At 49.8% G+C, this 20,759-nt stretch carries 15 protein-coding genes; 5 read left to right on the forward strand and 10 right to left on the reverse strand.

Annotated elements, in window-relative coordinates; genetic code table 11:
* Positions 1–2: 2 nt before the first annotated feature.
* The 4 genes from DFP94_RS09355 to DFP94_RS09370 all read right to left on the reverse strand — a co-directional run bounded on the left by DFP94_RS09355 (position 3) and on the right by DFP94_RS09370 (position 6,064).
* A complete protein-coding gene (locus DFP94_RS09355; RefSeq protein WP_114496203.1) occupies positions 3–1,586 on the reverse strand; it encodes an extracellular solute-binding protein in 1,584 nt (527 codons plus the stop codon).
* A gap of 122 nt (positions 1,587–1,708) precedes the next feature.
* The gene (locus DFP94_RS09360; protein ID WP_114496204.1) at positions 1,709–3,316 is read right to left on the reverse strand and encodes a response regulator transcription factor; all 1,608 of its coding nucleotides are present in this window, start codon (positions 3,314–3,316) and stop codon (positions 1,709–1,711) included.
* A gap of 3 nt (positions 3,317–3,319) precedes the next feature.
* Positions 3,320–5,113: a sensor histidine kinase gene (locus DFP94_RS09365; protein WP_114496205.1), complete on the reverse strand. Its 1,794-nt coding sequence runs from the start codon at positions 5,111–5,113 to the stop codon at positions 3,320–3,322.
* A 72-nt stretch (positions 5,114–5,185) separates the two neighbouring features.
* Positions 5,186–6,064 carry an AraC family transcriptional regulator gene (locus DFP94_RS09370; protein WP_342768232.1) on the reverse strand — a complete coding sequence of 293 codons (879 nt, stop codon included), beginning with the start codon at positions 6,062–6,064 and terminating at the stop codon, positions 5,186–5,188.
* Positions 6,065–6,167: 103 nt separating this feature from the next.
* Here DFP94_RS09370 and DFP94_RS09375 point away from each other — a divergent pair, with 103 nt between their 5' ends.
* Positions 6,168–7,706: a sulfatase family protein gene (locus tag DFP94_RS09375; protein ID WP_114496206.1), complete on the forward strand. Its 1,539-nt coding sequence runs from the start codon at positions 6,168–6,170 to the stop codon at positions 7,704–7,706.
* Between the two features lie 101 nt (positions 7,707–7,807).
* Here DFP94_RS09375 and DFP94_RS09380 read toward each other — a convergent pair whose 3' ends face one another.
* Both DFP94_RS09380 and DFP94_RS09385 read right to left on the reverse strand, forming a co-directional pair.
* Positions 7,808–8,341: a chromate transporter gene (locus tag DFP94_RS09380; RefSeq protein ID WP_114496207.1), complete on the reverse strand. Its 534-nt coding sequence runs from the start codon at positions 8,339–8,341 to the stop codon at positions 7,808–7,810.
* Between the two features lie 14 nt (positions 8,342–8,355).
* On the reverse strand, positions 8,356–8,991 hold the full coding sequence (locus DFP94_RS09385; RefSeq protein WP_114496208.1) for a chromate transporter: 636 nt from the start codon (positions 8,989–8,991) through the stop codon (positions 8,356–8,358).
* Positions 8,992–9,265: 274 nt separating this feature from the next.
* Here DFP94_RS09385 and DFP94_RS09390 point away from each other — a divergent pair, with 274 nt between their 5' ends.
* From DFP94_RS09390 to DFP94_RS09400, 3 genes are all read left to right on the forward strand, one after another.
* The gene (locus DFP94_RS09390) at positions 9,266–10,456 is read left to right on the forward strand and encodes an ROK family protein (protein WP_114496209.1); all 1,191 of its coding nucleotides are present in this window, start codon (positions 9,266–9,268) and stop codon (positions 10,454–10,456) included.
* A 186-nt stretch (positions 10,457–10,642) separates the two neighbouring features.
* Positions 10,643–11,905, forward strand: coding sequence for an anaerobic sulfatase maturase (locus DFP94_RS09395; RefSeq protein WP_245954653.1), 1,263 nt, complete (start codon positions 10,643–10,645; stop codon positions 11,903–11,905).
* 169 nt (positions 11,906–12,074) lie between these two features.
* Positions 12,075–13,103 (forward strand): LacI family DNA-binding transcriptional regulator, encoded by a 1,029-nt coding sequence (locus DFP94_RS09400; protein WP_114496210.1) that lies wholly within the window; start codon positions 12,075–12,077, stop codon positions 13,101–13,103.
* A gap of 27 nt (positions 13,104–13,130) precedes the next feature.
* Here the strand turns inward: DFP94_RS09400 and DFP94_RS09405 are convergent, their stop codons facing one another.
* Positions 13,131–16,502: an alpha-amylase family glycosyl hydrolase gene (locus tag DFP94_RS09405; RefSeq protein ID WP_245954657.1), complete on the reverse strand. Its 3,372-nt coding sequence runs from the start codon at positions 16,500–16,502 to the stop codon at positions 13,131–13,133.
* Positions 16,503–16,743: 241 nt separating this feature from the next.
* Here DFP94_RS09405 and DFP94_RS09410 point away from each other — a divergent pair, with 241 nt between their 5' ends.
* Entirely contained in the window at positions 16,744–17,244 is a 501-nt protein-coding gene (locus DFP94_RS09410; RefSeq protein WP_245954659.1) for a substrate-binding domain-containing protein, read from the forward strand.
* A 666-nt stretch (positions 17,245–17,910) separates the two neighbouring features.
* Here DFP94_RS09410 and DFP94_RS26560 read toward each other — a convergent pair.
* The 3 genes from DFP94_RS26560 to DFP94_RS09425 all read right to left on the reverse strand — a co-directional run bounded on the left by DFP94_RS26560 (position 17,911) and on the right by DFP94_RS09425 (position 20,751).
* A complete protein-coding gene (locus DFP94_RS26560) occupies positions 17,911–18,159 on the reverse strand; it encodes a BtrH N-terminal domain-containing protein (RefSeq protein WP_484102788.1) in 249 nt (82 codons plus the stop codon).
* 295 nt (positions 18,160–18,454) lie between these two features.
* The gene (locus DFP94_RS09420) at positions 18,455–19,882 is read right to left on the reverse strand and encodes a glycoside hydrolase family 32 protein (RefSeq protein WP_114496213.1); all 1,428 of its coding nucleotides are present in this window, start codon (positions 19,880–19,882) and stop codon (positions 18,455–18,457) included.
* A 20-nt stretch (positions 19,883–19,902) separates the two neighbouring features.
* A complete protein-coding gene (locus DFP94_RS09425) occupies positions 19,903–20,751 on the reverse strand; it encodes a glycoside hydrolase family 172 protein (RefSeq protein ID WP_114496214.1) in 849 nt (282 codons plus the stop codon).
* Between the last annotated feature and the right edge of the window lie 8 nt (positions 20,752–20,759).

A 20,759-nucleotide genomic window follows, 5' to 3' on the forward strand; every position in this document is an offset into this window, starting at 1 on the left:
CCTTATTTAGCCATTTTGTCATAGGCGTCTTGATAAATTTGCTGGAGCTCTTCAATATTCATCTTTTTCAAAGTGGATTGGAACTCTTCCCACTTGTCGAAGCTCAGCGAACCGGCGATGAACTTCGTGCTTTGCTCCTCATAATACTTGTCGATATCGTTACGGAGCATGTTCACTTTTTGAGCCGTGGCTTCGTCAAACATCGGAGCCGCATAACGAATTTTCGGCATATACGGGTTCAGCGCCTTTTGCGCTTCCTGTACTTGCGGAGGATTGATGTACGAACCCACATATTCGCTGATCAGGTGGGGCGCGCCTCCGCCGGCATATGGCGTAAGCTTAGGCTGGGTCTCAGCCGTCGAGAATTCCGGCTTGTAGGTGGGAATTCCATCAACCAGCTCGTAGTGCTCGCCTTCCCTGCCAAATCGAAGCAGGGTCGAACCTTCGTCGCTAAAGAAATAGTCGATCCAGCGCATGGACACTTCCGGATATTTGTTGATCGAAGTGATGGCAAATGCACCTTGGTCGCGCGGAACCGGAGCGCCTTGGCTTTGCAGGCGATCGCCATGCGGTCCTTCCAGCGGCGCAATTCCGGTATATTGATCCGAAATTGGCAGGAAGTTGTTATTCGTCTGATCGAAGAACAGCCCTGTATTGCCAGAACCTTGTTTCGCCAAATATTGGGCTTCGGTTTGGGAGAATACTTCATGATCCAGCAGATTTTCCGCATACAGCTTGTTCAGGTACATGAGCATTTCTTTGTTGCGCTCGCTTCCCATCCAGAGTTCAACCTTGTCGTCCGTAATGTTAATGTTGTAGCCGAACTGAAGGTCAAGACCGAACGATCCGCTGAAAGCAGCCACGATAGGCAATCCGACAACACGGGAGGTTAAAGGAATTTCATCCTTCTGTCCGTTTCCGTTGGGATCCTGATCGCGGAAAGCAACCAGCACATCATACAACTCATCAAGAGTTTCAGGCACCTTCAGGTTCAATTTCTCCAGCCAGGCCGTATTAATCCATCTCTTGTCCGTCCGGGCCGAATCCAGCGTAACAATACCAGGAATCGTATATATGTGACCCTCCGGCGTAGTAATTGATGCGCGGATTTCCGGATACTCTTCCATCAGTTTGTTGAGATTCGGTGCATAATCCTTGATCAAATCTTCCAGTGGAATCAGTTGTCCGCCGGCTCCGTAACGCACCGCTTCCAATGGAGTAATATTCGAGCGGTACATGATGTCAGGCAACTCATTGGACGCGAACAGCAAGTTTTTCTTCTCCGGAAATCCGTCTGTCGGCGCTTCAATAAATTCCATTTGAACGTTACTCATTTTTTCGTAATCCTGAAATACCGGCATCTCCTTGAAAGGTCCGTTGACCGGAGCGATCCGGGTGAACATTTTCAGCTTCACCGGCTCCTGTACAATCGGGAACCCTTCTTTGCTCACCGTCTGATCTCCCGCTTCCGTTCCCTCGGACGGTGCAGCCGCCTTGTTGTCATTGTTGCCCGAGCTGCAACCCCCGAGCGCCAGAGCGGCAATGATCATCAAGCTCATCGCCGTTCTTCTCCATTGTCTTTGCATTACGAATACGACCTCCTTCATCTTGTTCCTTGCCTCATGATGTAAGCGTTTCCTTTGATGTGTTCCCATTATAGTTCAGCCGCTCGACCTGCAAATTCTACATATTTGACTATTTACTATACTTATTTTACGGATTTACTCACCCTTGCCGGTCCGCTCATATAAGCATGCGGCGTCATGCCGGTGGATTCCTTGAACACCTTGAAAAAGTAGTTATAAGTTGTGAAGCCTACCTGACTGCTGATTTGTTTGACCGTAAATCGGCCGCTCTCCAGCAGCTTGCAGCTTGCGTCGATGCGAACCCGATTCACATATTCGGAGAAGGTCATCTGAGTCTCTACCTTGAAAATCCGGCTCAAATAGGAAGGATTCAATCCGATCACGCTGGCGGCGAGTTCCAGCGTGATGTAGCTATGATATCGTTCCAGAATGAGCAGAATCGCTTGGGAAACATGCCTTGAATAAGGACCGGCTGCTTGACGCTCGCGAAGCAGGTCCAACAAGCTTTCGAAGTAAGCAAGGAGCCACTGTTCAATTTCTGCCATGCTTCCTATATTCTCCAATTCTTCCCGGGACGGTAATCCGGCCGCCGCTGCATCGTCCAACGGCAAGGTCTTCTCCCCGATCGAGAGAAGCTCGCTGACGACCACCTGCACGCTTGGCGAATGAAGCGGCAGCTTCCGCATGGAAGTGAAGACGGCAGCCATCGACCGGCGCACCCCCTCCTTGTCAAGTCTCTCAATCGACAAGAGAAGCTGCTTCTGCTCCTCAATGGTCAACGAGAGGCGCGGATGGCTTGAACCCCGATCCGTCTCCTTCAAGGAAGCAGACGGATCAATGGACCGCTCTGCCTCACGGTAACTGGATTCGACCTTGGACATGCTGCCGCAAATATGCCCGATCGCATAAATACATTTCAAATTCAGGAACAGCCCAAGCGAATGGCTGACATTGCTCATAAGCCTGGCTGCTTCGCTGGCGGCAGCTTGTTCGCTGCGCTCCTTGAATGCAAACACTATGCCCAATCGGCCATTCTCCACATACACCGCCATCCGCTCAGCGGGATCGCCAAGGCTCTGCTGCACAAGTTCCACGGCTTGACGGACCAGACGGTTGATCTGCATATCGCTGCGCGATTCTGTCAGAAGCCGGAACGGGACGATTTGGACCGCGGCTGCCGCAAAACGCACCGAATTGGCAAATAGTCGACTCTGCCTTACATCCTCTTCCAGCGCTTGTGCAGCACCGGGCAAGCCGATAAACAGCTGAACTACCCGTTCGCGCACAGATTCCATTCCTTTCCCCTCGTCCGCTCCTCCGCCTGCCTCCTTGGAACCAAGCTGCTTGGCTTCCTCCCGCAGCTCCTGTTCCGCCTTTTTCAGAATGGAGATCAGCGACTGCTCATCCAGGCGATGCTTAAGCAAGTAATCGACGGCTCCGTTTCTTAGACATTCGCGCACATAATCATAGTCATCGTAGCTGCTAAGCATAATCGTCTTCACGTTCGGATAATGTTCCCGGATCGTCCGCTGAAGCTCCACTCCGTTCATTCCAGGCATGTTTACGTCAATGATGGCAATATCCGGCTGCGATTGTTCCATAGCCTGAAGGGCCATAGACCCGCTATATGCTTCTCCGCATAATTCAAAACCATGGCTCTTCCAATCCGACATGGTCCACAAATGATGATGCACCAACGGCTCATCATCTACTAACAGGACTTGAAGCATCAGCTAGCTCACCTCCCTTGGAGATTGTTTGACCGAATCTATTTGCGGGAACCGGATTACAACTTTGGTGTAGAGCCCTTCTTCACTGAACAGCTGGATTCCGTAGGGCTCCCCGTACATGAGCCGGATTCGTTCATGCACGTTGCGCACACCCATGCCGCTGAAGCGAGACGGACTCTCATCCTTGCCGGTATCTCCAAGAATCGAATACATTTTCTCCTTGGCTATTCCCGGCCCGTTATCCATTATTTCAATCATTAAGTCCCCTCTCTCCCCGTACACTCGGATGAGGATGAATCCGCCCTTCGCGGCCAAGCCTATGCCGTGCTGGATGGCATTTTCCACGATCGGCTGTAGCATCAGCTTCAATACCCGGCATTCCAGTAATGCATCATCCTCAACCTCGATGTGGACCGGGATCGGTTCCATGTACTTATACTTCACAATGGAGACATAACAGTTCACATAATCAAGCTCCTCCCTGACGGTCAGGAACTCGTTGGAATTGCCGAGCACGCTTCGCATGAGTTCGATTAAGGAGCCGGATACCTCTTCGATATTCGGTACTCCGTTCAAATGGGCCAGATACTTGATCGTATTAAGCGAATTGTAGAGAAAATGGGGACGGATTTGCGCTTGCAGCGCCGTCAACTCCGCCTCGTGCTTCGCCTGCTCGCTCATCCGGATGTCCTGCATCAGCCGTTTTAAATCATCGATCATGCTGATGAACACCCGGTAGAGATCGCCGATCTCGTCCTTCGTCTTGATTTCCGTCTTCGGAAAAGACAGATTTCCGTCCTTGACCCGCATCATCATCGTTTTTAGACGCCTGATTTGCAGGGTCGTGCGCGAAGACATTTGAAGCGCCCCGAGCAGAACCACAGCGAAGACAATGACCGAGACCTCGATCATCAGGTTACGGATTCGGACGGACTCGCTCAGCAGCGAGTCAAGCGGGACAAGCGCCCGGGTAACCCAGCCGGTATGCTCGGAGCGGCGGCTGACAACAATAAAGGATTTACCGTCGATCTTTTGTTCCTTCGCTCCTTGGAACGTTCCCGCATTCCCATAAATGACCTGCTGCATTTGCGGCGTGATCGAGGACGGGGCGGAATCGGATTGGTACACCAGCTCCCCCTGTTCGTCCAGTACATAAAGGATGCTGTCGGCGGTCGGTTTTACGCCGTACGTATTGCGGATGAAGTCATACTTCAAATCCACCATCACCACGCCGATCGTCTCCCGGTTATACCGAATGACCCGGCCAACGGAAATGGCGTCCGAGGTGCCTTTTTGCTTGAAATAGGCATGGCGTTCCCCGTTATTCAACATGAATTCCATCGTCTTCGTATCCAGGAAATTGCGGTCGATCCAAGGACTGCCCGTAAAGAATACTTTGCCGTTTAATCCGATCACCGCTATTCGAGATATATAAGGCTTGTAAGAGAACAGTCCCGATAAAAACTCAGTAAGCCGCTTCTGCTCCTGAAACCATTCGTAGCTGATTTCTTCGCTAGGACTCATTACCGTATCGATCACCGTGTTCTTGTTCGTAACTGCGACGGTGTTCAAGCGATCGATCTCCTCCAGCATGAGATTGAGCGATTCATCGGCTTGGCGGATACTGTCCGCGACAGAGGTAACGGCGTTATGCTTGATCGTCTCGCGCATGTTCATATATACAATCGAGGCAATGGTCACGATGGATAGAAGGCTGAGCAGCCCGAAAGCTAGAAATATTTTCCCCTGAATGCCAAGCTTCGGCGAAATTTTGTTGAGTAGAGATATGAATTTCATGTCGGCCTCTCCTTTATCAAGTATCAGGGAAAATCACATCGAGTAAGCGCTGTCAAAAAAGTGTTTCACGCTTCATCCGCTGCTTTCCGCGCGAACGTATAATGGGGGTATCTTGTAAAAGGACTTGAACGCCCGGGTGAACGTATACAGGTTCGGATAACCGAGCGATAAGGCGATTTCCGTCACGCTCGCTTCGGTTTCGACCAGCAGACGCCTGGCCTTCTCCATGCGGATGTTCTGAATATATTTCTGCGGAGGTATGCCGACCTGATTGGTAAAAGCATGGGAAAAATAGGAACGATGCACGCCCGCGAACGCCGCGACCTGCTGAACCGATATCCCTTCGGTAGCGTGGAGCTCCATAAATTCCATGCATTCGCGAATCCAGCCGGAGGGTTCTGACGTGTGGACAACGGGGGATTCCGGCATCAGACCGGCCAACAATTCGCAGGCCAGCCCCTGAAGTTCCAGGGAGACAGCCGGATTCCACCGCTCGAAACGTGCCATTGCGCCAAGCATGCGGTCCAAAGCATCTTTTAGCGGCGGCCTCATTTTGCCGTGGGCAAACGGCCGTTCGGGAGTGATCCCGGCAAGCTTTAGCAATGACATGATCCGGCCTCCGTCCAAGACCAGCCAGCTCATTCGCAGAGGCAGTTCCGAAGAAAGCAAATAGTAATGGTAGGTCTGGCCAGGAAAAAGGCAGAACAGATCATTCTTCTGCAACTCTACCTGCTGATCCTCAAATTCGAAGCAGACTTTCCCTTCCAGCACAAAATGAAGGCTGTAGCATTCAATTCTTTTCGGCCCTACCTTGTAGTTGGGCTTAGCGAAACTGCGGCCCGCACGAACAGGCCATAGTTGTCCCTCCCGATCCAACTCTCCGGGCGTGTAATAGATGAACTCGGCATATTCGTACTCGTATTCCTGCATATTCCGCACCGTCTCAGACATAATCCCCCTCCTTATATACAACAAAATGACAATTCAGATCTAACACTAAGCTATTTATAAATCGTTTACATTCCCATATTATCATAATAGGAGGCGATTGAAATTGTCCAGTAGACCTAACATTTTACTAATCACAAGTGATCAACAGCACTGGAATACGATCGGTGCGTTCAATCCCGAAATATCCACGCCGAACTTGGATCGGCTGGCCCGGCAAGGCACGACATTCGGACGGGCCTATTGCCCGAATCCGACTTGTACCCCGAGCCGTTCCTCCATCATTACGGGGATGTATCCGAGCCAGCACGGAGCCTGGACACTAGGGACGAAGCTCCTGGAGGACCGCCATACGGTGGGAGAAGATTTCAGCGAAGCGGGGTACAAGACCTCGCTGATCGGCAAGGCCCATTTCCAGCCTTTGAAATCTACGCCGGAATATCCTTCGAAAGAAGCTTATCCGATTTTGCAGGATTTGGATTATTGGAAGGGATTCAATGAGCCGTTCTATGGCTTCGACCATGTGGAGCTTGCCCGCAATCATACGAATGAAGCCCATATTGGCCAGCATTACGCCTTATGGATGGAGGAACAAGGCTGCACCAATTGGCGGGATTACTTCCTTCCGCCAACCGGAACGATGGACCCGGCGCAGACTTACAAATGGCCGATCCCCGAGAAATACCACTACAACACCTGGATCGCCGAGCGGAGCAATGCCCGTCTTGAGGAGCATAAGAAATCCGGAGAGCCCTTCTTCCTATGGTCCAGCTTCTTCGACCCCCATCCCGAATATTTGGTGCCTGAGCCATGGGACACGATTTACGATCCGGATAAGCTGACAATTCCTGCCCTAATGCCTGGTGAACACGACCAAAATCCGCCGCATTTCGGGTTGACGCAGGAAGAGGATCCGGACTTCACGCATCTGATGGAGACAGGCTTCGGCATCCACGGCTACCGTTCCCATCATTATTACGAGTATGGAGAAAAAGCGCGATTAACCGAATATGACAAAAAGAAGCTGGTTGCCGTATATTACGGCATGATCAGCATGATGGACAAATATATCGGCAAAATCCTTGATAAGTTGGATGAGCTGGGGCTGGCCGACAATACGCTCGTCGTCTTCACGACCGATCATGGCCACTTCTTCGGCCAGCACGGTCTTCAAGCCAAGGGCGGATTCCATTATGAGGACTTGATCAAGCTGCCGTTCATCGTCCGCTATTCCGGCCAGGTTCCCGCGGGCGCACGCTCCGATGCAATCCAATCGCTCGTCGATTTGGCGCCAACCTTCTTGTCGTTTTGCAATCTGCCGGTTCCTCCGTCCATGACCGGCGTTGACCAAAAAGACGTATGGCTAGGGGTCAGAGAACAGGCGAGGGATCATGCGATCTGCGAATTCCGCCATGAACCGACGACGATTCATCAAAAGACGTACGTAGATCATCGATATAAAATTACGGTTTATTACAATCAGACTTATGGGGAAATTTTCGATCTTCAGGAAGACCCGGGAGAACTTCATAACTTGTGGAACGTAACCGGTTACGAAGCCTTGAAAAGCGAACTGCTGCTTAAATACGCATGGGCCGAGCTCGGCAAAGAGCCGCTGCCTATGCCGAGAATCCATCATGCGTAAAGTCACCGGCCGATTCGACCGAGTGGAACCCTGGAAATAACATATTTTTTTAACGCAAAAAGCGTGAGCGTAAGGGCTCAGACCCTACGTTCACGCTTTTTTTAAAAAATAACGATGCCTGCCACGGCGGCCAGCAGAATCACTCCAAAGGGATGAACCTTATATTGGGTCACCAGGGCGAGGCACCCTACACAAATCAGCAACGTCCCGGCCATGGACCAACTCAACAGAGATTCGCTCCGCCCGCTAAGACCGAAGTGGATCGCGGCGTAAATAATTAAGCCCGTCACAACCGGACGCAATCCGTAAAAAGACGATTTGACCCAATCATTGTTCTGCAGTCTTATGAAGAAAGCCGTTAAAATAATTACGATAATTAATGATGGCAAAATCATGCCGACCGTGGCTGCTACAGCCCCCAAAAACCCGCTCTGCGAGTAACCGATCAGCGTGGCGGTATTCGTCGCAATGGAGCCCGGGGCCATCCCCGCCAAAGATACAATTTCCTGAAACTCTCCGGGATCCACCCATCCTTTACCGGCCACCTCACGCTGAATTAACGTCATTACCGCATATCCGCCCCCGAAGGAAATAAGCCCCACCTTAATAAAAACCAAAAACAGCTGCCAAAGCATTTCTTGATCACCCTTCAGATGTAGTATTCCGGGAAATGTAACTCCCGTTTCGCTTCGGTCTGCTTCTTTTCCGTCCTTACGGGCAATCCCCATCTTCGCTTGAACAAGACCACCGCTATCCCGGCAATCGGTCCGCCAAGGATCAAATAGAAGGAATGAATTCCCGTAAATAGCAGAAGAGCTACCGTGGAGGCCGCAATGACCAGCGTAGCGGCATCCAGAACGGATGATTTCCACATCTTAAAGGCTGCTAGAATAATTAAGGAAATTACCGCGGCATGAATGCCTTTCAGCGCGGCTTCCACCTTTGCGTTATCTTTAAAAGCGGCGCTAAGAAAACTGAGGATAAAAACGATGAAAAAAGTAGGCAGCGTAATCGCGGTCACGGCCGCCACAGCCCCCGGCACTCCGCCGAGACGATAGCCGATAAAAGCCGCGCAATTAACGGCAACTCCTCCGGGTGCGGAGCCTGAGACGGACACCATATCCCCCATTTCCTTCTCGTTCATCCATCGCTTTTTGCAAACAATTTCCTGTTCGATCGTGGCGATCATCGCATACCCTCCTCCGAAAGTGGAAGGACCGATTTTTAGAAAAACGCCAAAAATATTAAAGATTAGTTTCATTTGCCGGGTAACCGCATGGTTCATCCCATTTCACCCTCTACTGTCTCGTTATGCTTATCTAAAAGAAGCTAATTGTATTATATCATATTAATTTCATTTTGAATTAAAGTTTTGAGGTATAATTGTAAAATATCTGATAAACCTTCATAATAACGCTTATTAACGTTCTATTAAGTATAAAAAATACCATTTTGAATTTATGTTGATTATTCTGATGATTTTAACTGGAAATACCCTATGGATCCCGCTATACTTGTGATATCCCGACTAATTAACTTGGAAATGGAGAAAAGTACAAATGATGCCTCATTCCAATTCTTCGATAAAAAAGCAGGTTTATGATCGGATTTCCTATCTCGGGACCGTCTCCAAAGCCGATTTGCTGAATGATTTTTCTTTAACCAGCAGCAGCATGACTCGCCTGCTCGATGAAATGTCCTCGCAGGGGTTGATCATCGTCTCCGGACTAGGCAGTTCCACCGGCGGGAGAAAACCGATCTTGTTCCAGACCAATCCGAAGTACCGCTACATATTCGGTTTGGAAATATCCCGTATTTACTCCACGCTCGGTCTTTATGACATGCATCTCAACGCTTTGTCCTTGACCCGCTGGAAAATGGACGTCAACATGACGCCCGAGCTTCTGGTTGACCATGTAACGAAAGGCGCCCGGGGATTTCTCTCTGAGCACGGCATTTTGTCCGGTGATGTTCTGGGCATAGGAATCGGTGCGGTAGGCCCGCTGGATCAAAAGAAGGGGATCATCCTGGAACCGGAATTGTTCCCCGCTCCATCCTGGACAAACGTTCCGATTTGCGAAATGCTTGAGGAGTCACTGGGGATTCCGGCCAAACTCGACAACGGCGCAAATACGGCGCTAATCGGTGAGCATTGGGTGCTCCGGACCGAAAATATCCAACATGCCCTCTATGTTCATGCCGGCGTGACCATTCGTTCGGCCATGATGTCCAGCGGCCAAATTCTTCGGGGCGCCGTGGATACCGAAGGAGCGGTCGGCCAAATGATCATCCAGACTGACGGGCCAAGGCTTAGAGGCAAGGGCAACTACGGGGCATTGGAAGCATTCGTGTCGATGCCGTCGCTTGAGGAGCGTGTCCGTACGCAGTTGAAAATCGGACGTAACAGCCTGCTGTCCGGCCATTCCCCGGATCAAGTTAACTTTGCCACCCTGGTTGACGCTCTTTCGCAAGGCGATCCCCTGGTCACGGAACAATTTAAGGAAACGGCCGCTTATTTGGGAATTGGACTGGCCAACTTGATTAATGCCCTGCATCCCGAATACGTGATTTTGGGAGGGCCTCTCGTCAGTGCACATCAACTAGTCTTTGATATCTCGCTGGAGATAGCCAAGAAGAACACCTACCACTACCCGGAATACAGCCCGGTATTTACGCAGGGAGTACTCACCGACGAGGCCGTTGCCACCGGAGCGGCCATTATGATGCTCCAAGAATGGGAAGGGAACTGAAGTAACAGAAACTGGATGTTGTTTTCGAATTTATTCGCAGGGATTAAATCCATAATGAAATAAAGACTGGGGAATTTTCTTTTTAATCCCCCTTTATTTGCGTTTTCATTTATAACTTTTCATTGTTTTGACATTATCTAGACAGGGTGATATCTTTGGAATAAATGTAGACGGGGGGGGATTACTTTGACGGGAGGCTGTATTACAAGCCATCATTCCGGAATCGGCGTCATGTGGAAGACCGTATCGGAAGACTGCAATCTGGCTTGCGACTACTGCTATTACAGTACCTGCGGAGGCAAGCCGGGACCTAAAATCAACCGAATCGATTCCGTCGTTTTGGATAAATTCATCAAAGATTACATGCAGCACAGTCAAGGCAGCGCTACCTTTGCCTGGCAAGGCGGAGAACCTTTGCTGGCCGGATACGAGTTTTTTGAAGAAGTCGTTCATTTTCAAGCCTTGTATGCCCCGCCGCATACGGTCATCAGCAATTCTTTGCAGACCAACGCCACGCTGATCGACGACCGCTGGGCTTCATTTTTTAATACCTATCATTTTCTGATCGGCGTCAGTCTGGATGGTCCGAAGGAAATCCATGATTCCCACCGGGTGAATTCCGCCGGCATAGGCAGTTATAATCGCGTAATGGCCGGCATCGAACATCTGCGCAGGCATCAGGTGGATTTTAATATCTTGACGGTCATCCATAAGGGCAATGTCGGCAAAGCCAAGGAATTGATGAAGTTTTACCGGGAGAACGGATTTAACTTCGTCCAGTTTATCCCCTGCATGGACTTCAGATCCCAGCAAATCGACCATCCGGGAGTATATGAAATAACCCCCCGCGAGTACGGGGATTTCCTTTGCGAAGTTTTCGACGAATGGTACAATGCCGGAAAACCGGAAATTTCGCTCCGCTTTTTCGATAATATGCTCAGCGTTTACTTGAACCGGGAAGCCGAGCACTGCGTGCATATGGCTGCTTGCCCTACCAGTCTAGTACTTGAGCAGAACGGGGATGCCTTTCCCTGCGATTTCTACATTAATGAGCAATGGAAGATCGGCAACGTCGCTAGTGATTCCATGGCAGACATGCTGGCCCATCCGAACTATGAGCGCTTCCACCGGATGAAACCTGCCTTGCCGGAAAAATGCCGGTCTTGCGAGTGGCAGCGTTTATGTTATGGCGGGTGTCCGCGGAACCGCAAGTGGAGCATCGATGGAGGCCAGTCCGATACGGATTTCTTCTGTCAAAGCTATATGCAGATTTACGCCTATGCCGACGAAAGAATGCAGGAATTGGGCGGGCGGCTGCGCAAGGAGCTTTTTGCCCACAATTTGCAGCAGTATTTTAACGGCAAGGCACCTGGACGCAATGAACCCTGCGCCTGCGGAAGCGGGAAAAAGCACAAAGCCTGCTGCGCAACGACCGCTACATCTCGGTAATACATTAATATCATCCCTATTTAGCTGTTTTGGTTCTTGATTTAAGACATTTCATTCCTGTGAATGTTCATGGTCGTTCCTTGCAGGATATGGTATATTGTGGTTAAACGGGTTTAGTTTATTGTCTTGTGAAACCGGTTTCCCTAAATTAATGCCGGGAGGAATGCTCATGAAAGTTACGATCCAAGATATCGCCAAGGCGGCCAACGTAGCGAAATCCACCGTATCCAAAGTACTTAACGATTCTCCCAAGATCTCCAAGGAGACCAAGACGAGAGTACGGGAGATCATGAAACAGATGAATTACACACCCAGCAGCATCGCGACCCGCTTGGCGAAGCGGAGTAGTCATAATATCGGGATGCTCATCGACATGTCCAAAGAAAGCGAGTACATGAACCCGTTCTTCTTTCATATCATTTCCGGAATCGAGAGCGTCATCGGTCCGATGAAATACGAATTGACGATCGCCAATGTGCAGCAGAACGATCCGGAACGCAACGTCATAAACAGGCTCGTCCGAAGCGGCCGTATCGACGGACTGATTTCGAACAATGCTATTATGTGCGATGAGATGGTCGACACTTTGAACGGCCTCGCCTTCCCGTTCGTGACGATCGGCGAATATAATTCCCGACCGGTTCCTTGGGCGGATTATGATAACGCCGAAGGGGGCAAGATGCTTACCGGCCATCTGCTTGGTGAAGGTTACCGTGACATCGCCTTCATCGGAGGGGAACCTTTGGAGAGAATCTTCACGAAACGCCACCAGGGATACAGGCAAGCCTTGCTGGAGGCGGGAATTCAGTATCGCGAAGACCGGATCATTCATGGCGTGGCCGATGAGAATCACGGTTATCAGGCGGTACTAGAATTGCTAAAAAGCGATCATCCGCCGGATGCGCTCGTATGTATGAATAATTACACCGCCTTTGGAGCGCTTAAGGCAACTCAACAAGCGGGGGTTGCCATACCCGGCATGATCGGCATCGCAACGTTTGACGATTATCCGTTCTCGCCGCATACGAATCCTCCGCTTACAAGCCTATTCATCGACACGTTCGAATTAGGCGCCACGGCGGGGAAGATGCTGATCGAGCGAATGAACCGACCCGACCTTCCCTTTCCTTCCTTGCTTCTTCAACCAAAGCTTAACGTACGGAAATCTACCCTCAAAAACAAAGCCGGACTGGAGTGAGACTCCAGTCCGGCTTTTTCTTCTATGCTATATATCCTTCCAACGAGCAACGGTAACCGGGGTGGTCTGCGCTCCGCCGGCCGGGCTCAGCGTCCGATTGGAAACGTCAGCCCCGCCAGATGCAACCTCCACGGTCGTCCATGAGCCTCTCGTGAATTTGTATTGAACCGAAGTCCCCGCCGGCCAATTCACCGTAATGCTATAAATCCCGTCGCTGCCCCTCGTCAACTGGTATGCAGGATCGGCCGTATTCCAGCTGTTAAAGCTGCCCGAGATATACACCGGACTATCAGCCGGCGTGTTCGACGGCACCGATACCAGGAACGTCACGCTGTCCTCTTGCGGTTCACCCGAATTCAGATTGCCGTTCACAAGGCTTGACGGTCCGCTGCCGAAGTGATAGTTATTGCCCCCATTGTTGTCCCACGAGTCGGCTCCGTTATTGAACGCTGCCGTCAATCCCGTAGCTGAGCCAAGTTCGATCGTGGCAACGCTGTAGCCCGCGAACGACGAAGAACTCATTTGCACGCCAGGAGCCGTCGTCCAGGTCGAAGATCCGTCCAATTTGTAATGAATGTACTTCGAGGAGAATAGATCGTTCTTGTAATAGATTGTCGCCGAATTGCCCGCTTGAGTCGTGACGGAAACCGCCGCGCTCTCAGGAGATACATTGCCCGCCGCATCGTAGGCCTTCACCGTGTAATTATAAGTCGTGTTCGCGGCCAAGCCCGTATCATTGTAGGTCGTCGTAGCCGTTGTACCCGCCTTCGTGCCGTCGCGGTACACTTCGTACCCGCTCACCGCCACGTCGTCACTCGACGCCGTCCACGTCACGGTCGCCGAAGTCCCGGAAGCCGTCGCGCTCACGTTTTGCGGTACGCTCGGAGCGTTCCCATCGACAATTGGCGCTCCTGCCGCGATATGGCCGGTCGGGGTGTACGTCCATGTACCGACGCCGAAGAGATAGTTTTGCGAATTGTTGCTGTCCCACGTTCCGCTGCCATTATTGAAGCAGGCTTCCAACTGCGTAGCCGTACCGATGTTGATCGTGATCTTGTTAAAGCCGGCATATTCAGAGGCCGGGATCGGCACGCCCGGAGCCGTCGTCCATGTTCCTCCTGCTGGACGATAATGAATATACGGTGTCGTAAAGCCTTGCTTATAATAGATCGTCACATTATTGCCGGCTGCCGTCGTGACGAGAGCTGCGGCACTGAACGCCGACAGGTTGCCGGCCGCGTCATAGGCCTTCACGGTATAGGAGTAGGACGTATTTGCTGCGAGACCCGTATCCGTGTACGAAGTAGTAGCCGTGGTTCCCACCTTGACCCCATCCCTGTATACTTCATAGCCCGTGACGGCGACGTTGTCACTCGACGCGCTCCACGTGATACTTGCCGAAGAAGACGAAGATGCAGTAGCGCTAACGTTCTGCGGTACACTCGGCGCTTCCGTATCCGGAGCTCCCGTCGTTGCCGTTGCCGGTGGCGAGCTCGCCGCGGACTTGTTGCCTGCCGCATCGTAAGCCTTCACCGTGTAGGAATAAGTCGTATTTACCGACAGGCCGCTATCGGTATACGAAGTGCCGTTCGCCGTGCCGACCTTGACGCCGCCCCGGTACACTTCGTAGCCGGTGACCGCAACATTATCACTCGATGCCGTCCAGGTTATCTTCAAGCTAGTGGAACTTTGAACGGTTGCCGTAACGTTGCTCGGCACTGTCGGAGCAGTCGTGTCCGTCCGTGCCTTTGCGTAGATTTTCGCCGAGTTGGCTCCTATGCTGACCGTGATCTGTTTGCCGGTTATGCCTCCGGAGGCCACGGTTATCTTGTCCGAAGTATTCAGTTGGTTCTCCAATACGGTTCCGACCGCTAGCGTGCTTTCGGTGCGAAGCGGGATTGTGACCGTCTGCGTACCGCCGGAAGCATTACTGAAGACGGAAATAACCTCTTGGCCCAAGTTGGCGCCATTATCCATACGGCGCGAGAACGCATACAGGTTCTGAGCCGACCACATCTCACGCTGGGTACCTTTACGCAATGCCTCGTAATTTTTGCGAATCTGGTTCAGCTTCGCCACATATTGATATGTGCTCGTATTTTCGTTGAAATAGTTCTGAACAACATTGCCGTTACCGTCGCGCTTCACCATCGACCAGCGGTTCCAAGTATCGGCGATGCCTCCGGTAATAATGGAACCGTTGCCGTTACCCTTGTTCTGCTCGGTGCCCTGGAAGACGACGGGCACGCCGCGCACCGTAAAGATAAAGGTCAGCGCGTTCTGCAACTTCTCGACGCTTCCTCCCGCTTCGGTCAAGAACCGGTTGCGGTCGTGATTGTCGATGAACGTTACCATGTGATTGGCGTTGCCGTTATAGTATGAGTCCTGGGCCAGTGTGCTCTTGATGTTGGAGTCGAAAGACTGGCCGTAAGCGAAGCTGTTCAGAACCGAGAAGAACAGCGGGAAGTCGAGCATCCCCCATTCTTTGTTCTGGCCGACCCAGCGAGAGACGAATTCCGCGTTGCCGTCGAAATTCTCCCCGAACGTGTTTACGCCGAGCAGGTTCTGCAGTTCGCCGATGTCCGTCGGCTTGATCAGCTTCGCCGCATCAACGCGGGCCCCGTCTGCTCCCGTGTAATCGAACCAACCCTTTATTGAATTAAAGATCGCGGATTTGGCGGCGGGCACGTCGAAGTCGATATCATCGAGCCCGGCCAAGTCATGATTCTCGATGTAATCCTGTGCCCATTGCGTATAATTTCCGTCAACGAGCGACCAGTTGATATCCCCGTTGTGATGGTACCAGGAAGGATTATTGAATGGAGCCGCCGGTTGCAGGCTCGGAATGTCGTAGTAGGCTTGCGTCCCGAGCATGTAGTCGCCGACATGGTTCGGCACGACATCGATGATGACCTTGATTCCGAGTGCGTGGGCGCTGTCCACGAGTTCCTTCAGCTTTTCCTTCGTGCCAAAGTACGGATTTGCGGCATTGGGATCCTTCACATTGTACCCGTGATAAGCCGTGTTGCGGCCGGTTCCGTTGTTTTCCCGATTCGTCATCTGCGGCTCCGCGACGGGAGAAATCCAGATTGCCGTGTAACCCATATTGTGGATATAAGGAAGCTTATCAATAATTCCCTGCCAATCCCCGCCCTTCATGTAACGGAAATCTTCTTCGCCGTTCTCTGCATACCGGATGGCGGATCCCGTAGCATTGTTGGATTGATCCCCGTCGTGGAACCTGTCCACCATAATTTGGTAGATCGTGTCGTTCTCATCCACAGTGCCGATACTTGCCGCGTGCGCCTGCTGCGGTGAAACAACGAATGCGTTAGCGATGATCGACAGGAACATGATGGCGACCATAAGGATTTGCGTTAAGCGACGCTTTCTGATCATCAATTTAATCCCTCCTCTAATTTATGAAGCGCTTACAAAATGTAGTCCGGCTTTCCGTCCCTTCCCCACATCTGCCTACTTGCAACTTGTAGTTACTTCTGTCAACCAGAATTCTCCGGCTTGCTGATTGATTCATTAATTTCACTAGCCCTCTGCTTGCGTTCAACTCCTTCCTGTAAATTTAATCTCACCACAAGGGGAAACCGGTTTTCCACCATGAAAATATCATGGTTTTGTAATATTGTCAATATATGGATTTGCCAAAGTCATCAAGCAGCAGTTAAAGTCTTTTGGATATAAAATCATTCTACTGGACTTTGAAGAAATCTTTATGAATGTCCAGATGGTCGACGGGATTATAGTTAAAGCAACGATGGACACGGAAAAATTCATGGCAAAATTAATGGACCTCAACGTGCCGGTCATTACGGTAGGCCGCCATAATTTGTCCTATGGAGCGCATGTGCTACGCGTCAACGACTATCACCAGTTGCCCCAAGCCTTGTTTTGCTTAAACGACATCTCCGCCATCGGGGCTTTAAAGGCTTGCAAAGATTTAAGTATCGACGATATGCCAACCGTCTCCGAACTGCTGAGCTTGTCGACCATTCGACATCCTATCAACGAATTGGCCGAGGCCGCTTCTAAGCTGATGATCGAATCTATCGAATCCGACGGTCAGCGGCTCGATCCTGTCGAACAAGTGTTTCCGACGGAACTGATGGTGCGGCGAACCAGCTAATTTCTGAATATGCTTCAGGAAAATTGATCAAAAAATCGAGCAAGGGATTCGTTGTTCCCCTGCTCGGTTTTTCTGCATTATTATTTTGTGGCCCTCATTGAAAACTAAGTCTCAACCAGCCTCTATCATATTCTTACACTAGCTTTCCTCATTCTTTTGAAGATCCATTACCCCTTCCTTACACAGCTTTATGTCAGTTTCTCAAACAAATCATCTATTAATTGTGTCTCATCTTTAAAACATCCATTAATCTTTGTTCTACAGTATCAAGTAAATTTAGCTTTTTGGTTAGATTATATTTGACTACAAAATTCCGTAATATCAATACATCAGAAGCTAACTTCTTATAGCTTGTTAAACACCCTTCTCCACTTATCAGATATCCATGGTCGATCATGTAAGACAGCATTAATACCATACACTTCTTATGCTCATACTGAAGGTGATAGGCCCTGATGTCTAGCGCATTCCCACCGAGCTTTTTGATCCGGCTGTCTTGAATCATGTGCTGAAGAACAGTTAAACCATATATCCGGGTTTCAAATAATATAGGCCCTTTTAATGAAGGTACTCCATTTTTATAACAATACAAAGAATGGACAATATAATTAAAATTAAAAAGAGTATAGTCACTTTTCTTTTTTTTATAAAAGAAATAGCGCAGATTCAGATGTATACGTATTTTACATTCTTCAAGTTATCAGCTACATAAGCGATGTTGTTATTTAGATCGTATCCATATACCAGTGCTTCATGGATGAAGTGATGTTGTCGGTAAGAAGAAGGAGAAGCTTCTATAAAATAGTTATCAAAATTAGCCAGAACAAAATACTCATTATCGATTGATTCCTTTAAAAGCTCACGAAAACATTGGTATTTATGAATAATGTAATTCGGTAAGCTATACTTCTCCAATCACAAGCATTGATCGAATAATTGTTGATCATTTCCATTTTCGAAGAAATACCAGTTTCCTTCGTGGCAATAAACTACTTGTACAAAAAGACTATGAAACCAAGGTCAAATATTAGGATCATCAGATATCATGCTCATTAAACTGCCATAATATTTGTAAGTGTTGAGAACAGGGTTTTCATTTATTTTAAGAATTTGCTCTTCCATTAAAAATCCATCCCTTTATTGATCCGTTTACTTTATCTCCTAAACTTGCTTTGCGATGATATCCAAAAGACATACTGATCCTGAATGCTTAAGCTCCTAACATTTCTATATTGACCTGCTTAAACTCAGCTGCTCCCTGACTGACGAACAAGGCAAGCTTTCCGTGCTGAATGTCGTACATTCTTGCACTCATTGCCACATCTCCGCCGACATAAATTTCACAAATCGTACCGTCAATAAACACCTTCAGCTCGTATTCGTGTTCCGGCAACAGCTTGAACGGACGTTCCAGTTCCACATCATATGGGAAGGTTTTGCCTCCCTCCTCAGATTGCATAATCGGCCCGCGGAAGGTAATCCGGCTGCGTTGGGGCTCCAGCGTAATATAGTAGGCAAAATCAAGGCTTTCACCTGCACGAAGCATGAACCCTAGACCCTGGGTCGATCCCGAGAAACGTACGGTTGTAGAAATCTTACACTGATCGGGCAGTTCCTCCTGTGTGATACAGCCTGCAAAAGCATAAGGAGATTCACAGAGTAGCACATCGTCAGTGATCGACCAATCTCCTGCAATTCCCTCAAAATTCGTGGGTAACTGTTCGGTAAAGGCAGAGTCAACCGTTTTGGGTACGTTCACACCAAGTGTTCCATCCGGACGTTGAATAATTTCATGCACAATCATATTGCCGCCCCAATCCCAGGTGTCATAGTCTTTGCCTGAAGCTTTGGGCGGGTTCCAGCCGAACAGATCGTCATCTTTCGTCGGATTCCAGCCGAACAAATAACGTTTCTGTCCATCGGATACCGACTTGGCCGCATAATAAGCACGTCCATCAAAAGCCTCTTCCTGCGGAGTAATCCAAGGCCCGTTTAAAGATTGGCTCATCCGGTAAAATGTGCCGAAACGCCCCGTATAAGAAGAATAGATGAGGTACCACCAGTCCCCCATCCGGAACAAGTCTGGGCATTCATGCGCTCCCACATGCAGGTTCGGTGCATACAGCGGCTCACGGTACTCCCAATGCTTGAGATCCTTGGACGACAGCAGACCAGTGCAGCCTTTCCGGTTCGTCGAACCTTTTGCAAGGGCTGCGATCAGCATCCAGTATTGGCCCTCTTCTTCATTCCAGAATACAAAGGGATCACGCCAGTCCGCCAGCTCATAAATTTCGCCATCCGGACCAAAAGTGTCTTCAGGAATTGGCTCCCATGTCCGCAGATCCTTGCTGATGGCATGGCAGGCGAACTGTTTCCCTTCGGGAAAGATACAATAGAACATGTGATAGATATCGTCCACTTTGAGAATATGGCCGGTTCCGCCTTCGATCTGGCAAGCTCCATCTTCCCTGTAGTTCACAAAATCTTTCGTTCCAAGTAAATGCCAGCCGTGCTCAAGGCCTTCACGATAATTGCTTCTCCAGCCATGGAGATAAAATAGTTTAAATTCCCCGTCTTCATAGTAGGGGATTACGTCCCCTACCCAAGCGTTTTCCGGACGATAAAAAAATTCTTTCATTAGTTATTCCTCCCGTTTTTCTAAGTGGCTAAGCGTTCATTTAAAGAAACCGGCGTATAAGCATCTCTTGTACCCCGATCCTGATACCAATAGACGGTGGCGGCATACAAACACTGATTATTAAAGCCCCACTGATTTCCTTTATATTTCTCAATATAGCCTTCAAAGGAGTTCATGAAGGGAACATTGTCGCAAATTTGAAAACGATTCACTGAGGTGTGCCCATTGGCATCTAATTCAACAAAAGGCTGACTTGCAAAGGCGCTATCAAACATAGGAAAGGGTGGCTCTGCTGCCCAGGCATAACCAATGTAGTCCTCGCTACCCGTTCCGAATGTAGATGGAAAGGTTTCACCATCCACAAAAAACTTCTCGTCTCCCTCGCCCCACCACCAGTCAATGGTCTTCCTGTCTCCTATCCCATACCACCATGCCTCGGCTTCCTCGTCCAGTTTCCCCCAGGTGTTGTATACGTGAAGATGAACACCGCAGAATCTTCCCCGGCCTTTTGTCAGCAGCAGCGGCCAATCCGGCCAGCGGTCACCGCCATCCGTAAAGCGTTCAGTATCCAGATTCAGAAACTCATCCCGGTGCCATTTGGCATGGAATCGCAAGAGGTTATCCGTAGTGGATTTCAATAAAGATGTATATTGAAAATCAGCCTCTACCTCACAAGGCTCCGTACCGTCATTTACAATTTCAATCCTTGCACCTTCTGAGAACGGCATGTACCAAAAAAAATCACCTAAAGGCGCCCATACAGAAGGATGCTCTTCATTATCCCATTTCATTGAAATGGCCAATTGTCGGGCCAAACTCCGCTGTCGTTCCTCGCTCTGTCTTCCAATATCTGTTCTGATACGGATCATAGAAAGAG

It is taken from the genome of Fontibacillus phaseoli, assembly GCF_003337355.1.
In the GTDB taxonomy this organism is placed as follows: domain Bacteria; phylum Bacillota; class Bacilli; order Paenibacillales; family Paenibacillaceae; genus Fontibacillus; species Fontibacillus phaseoli.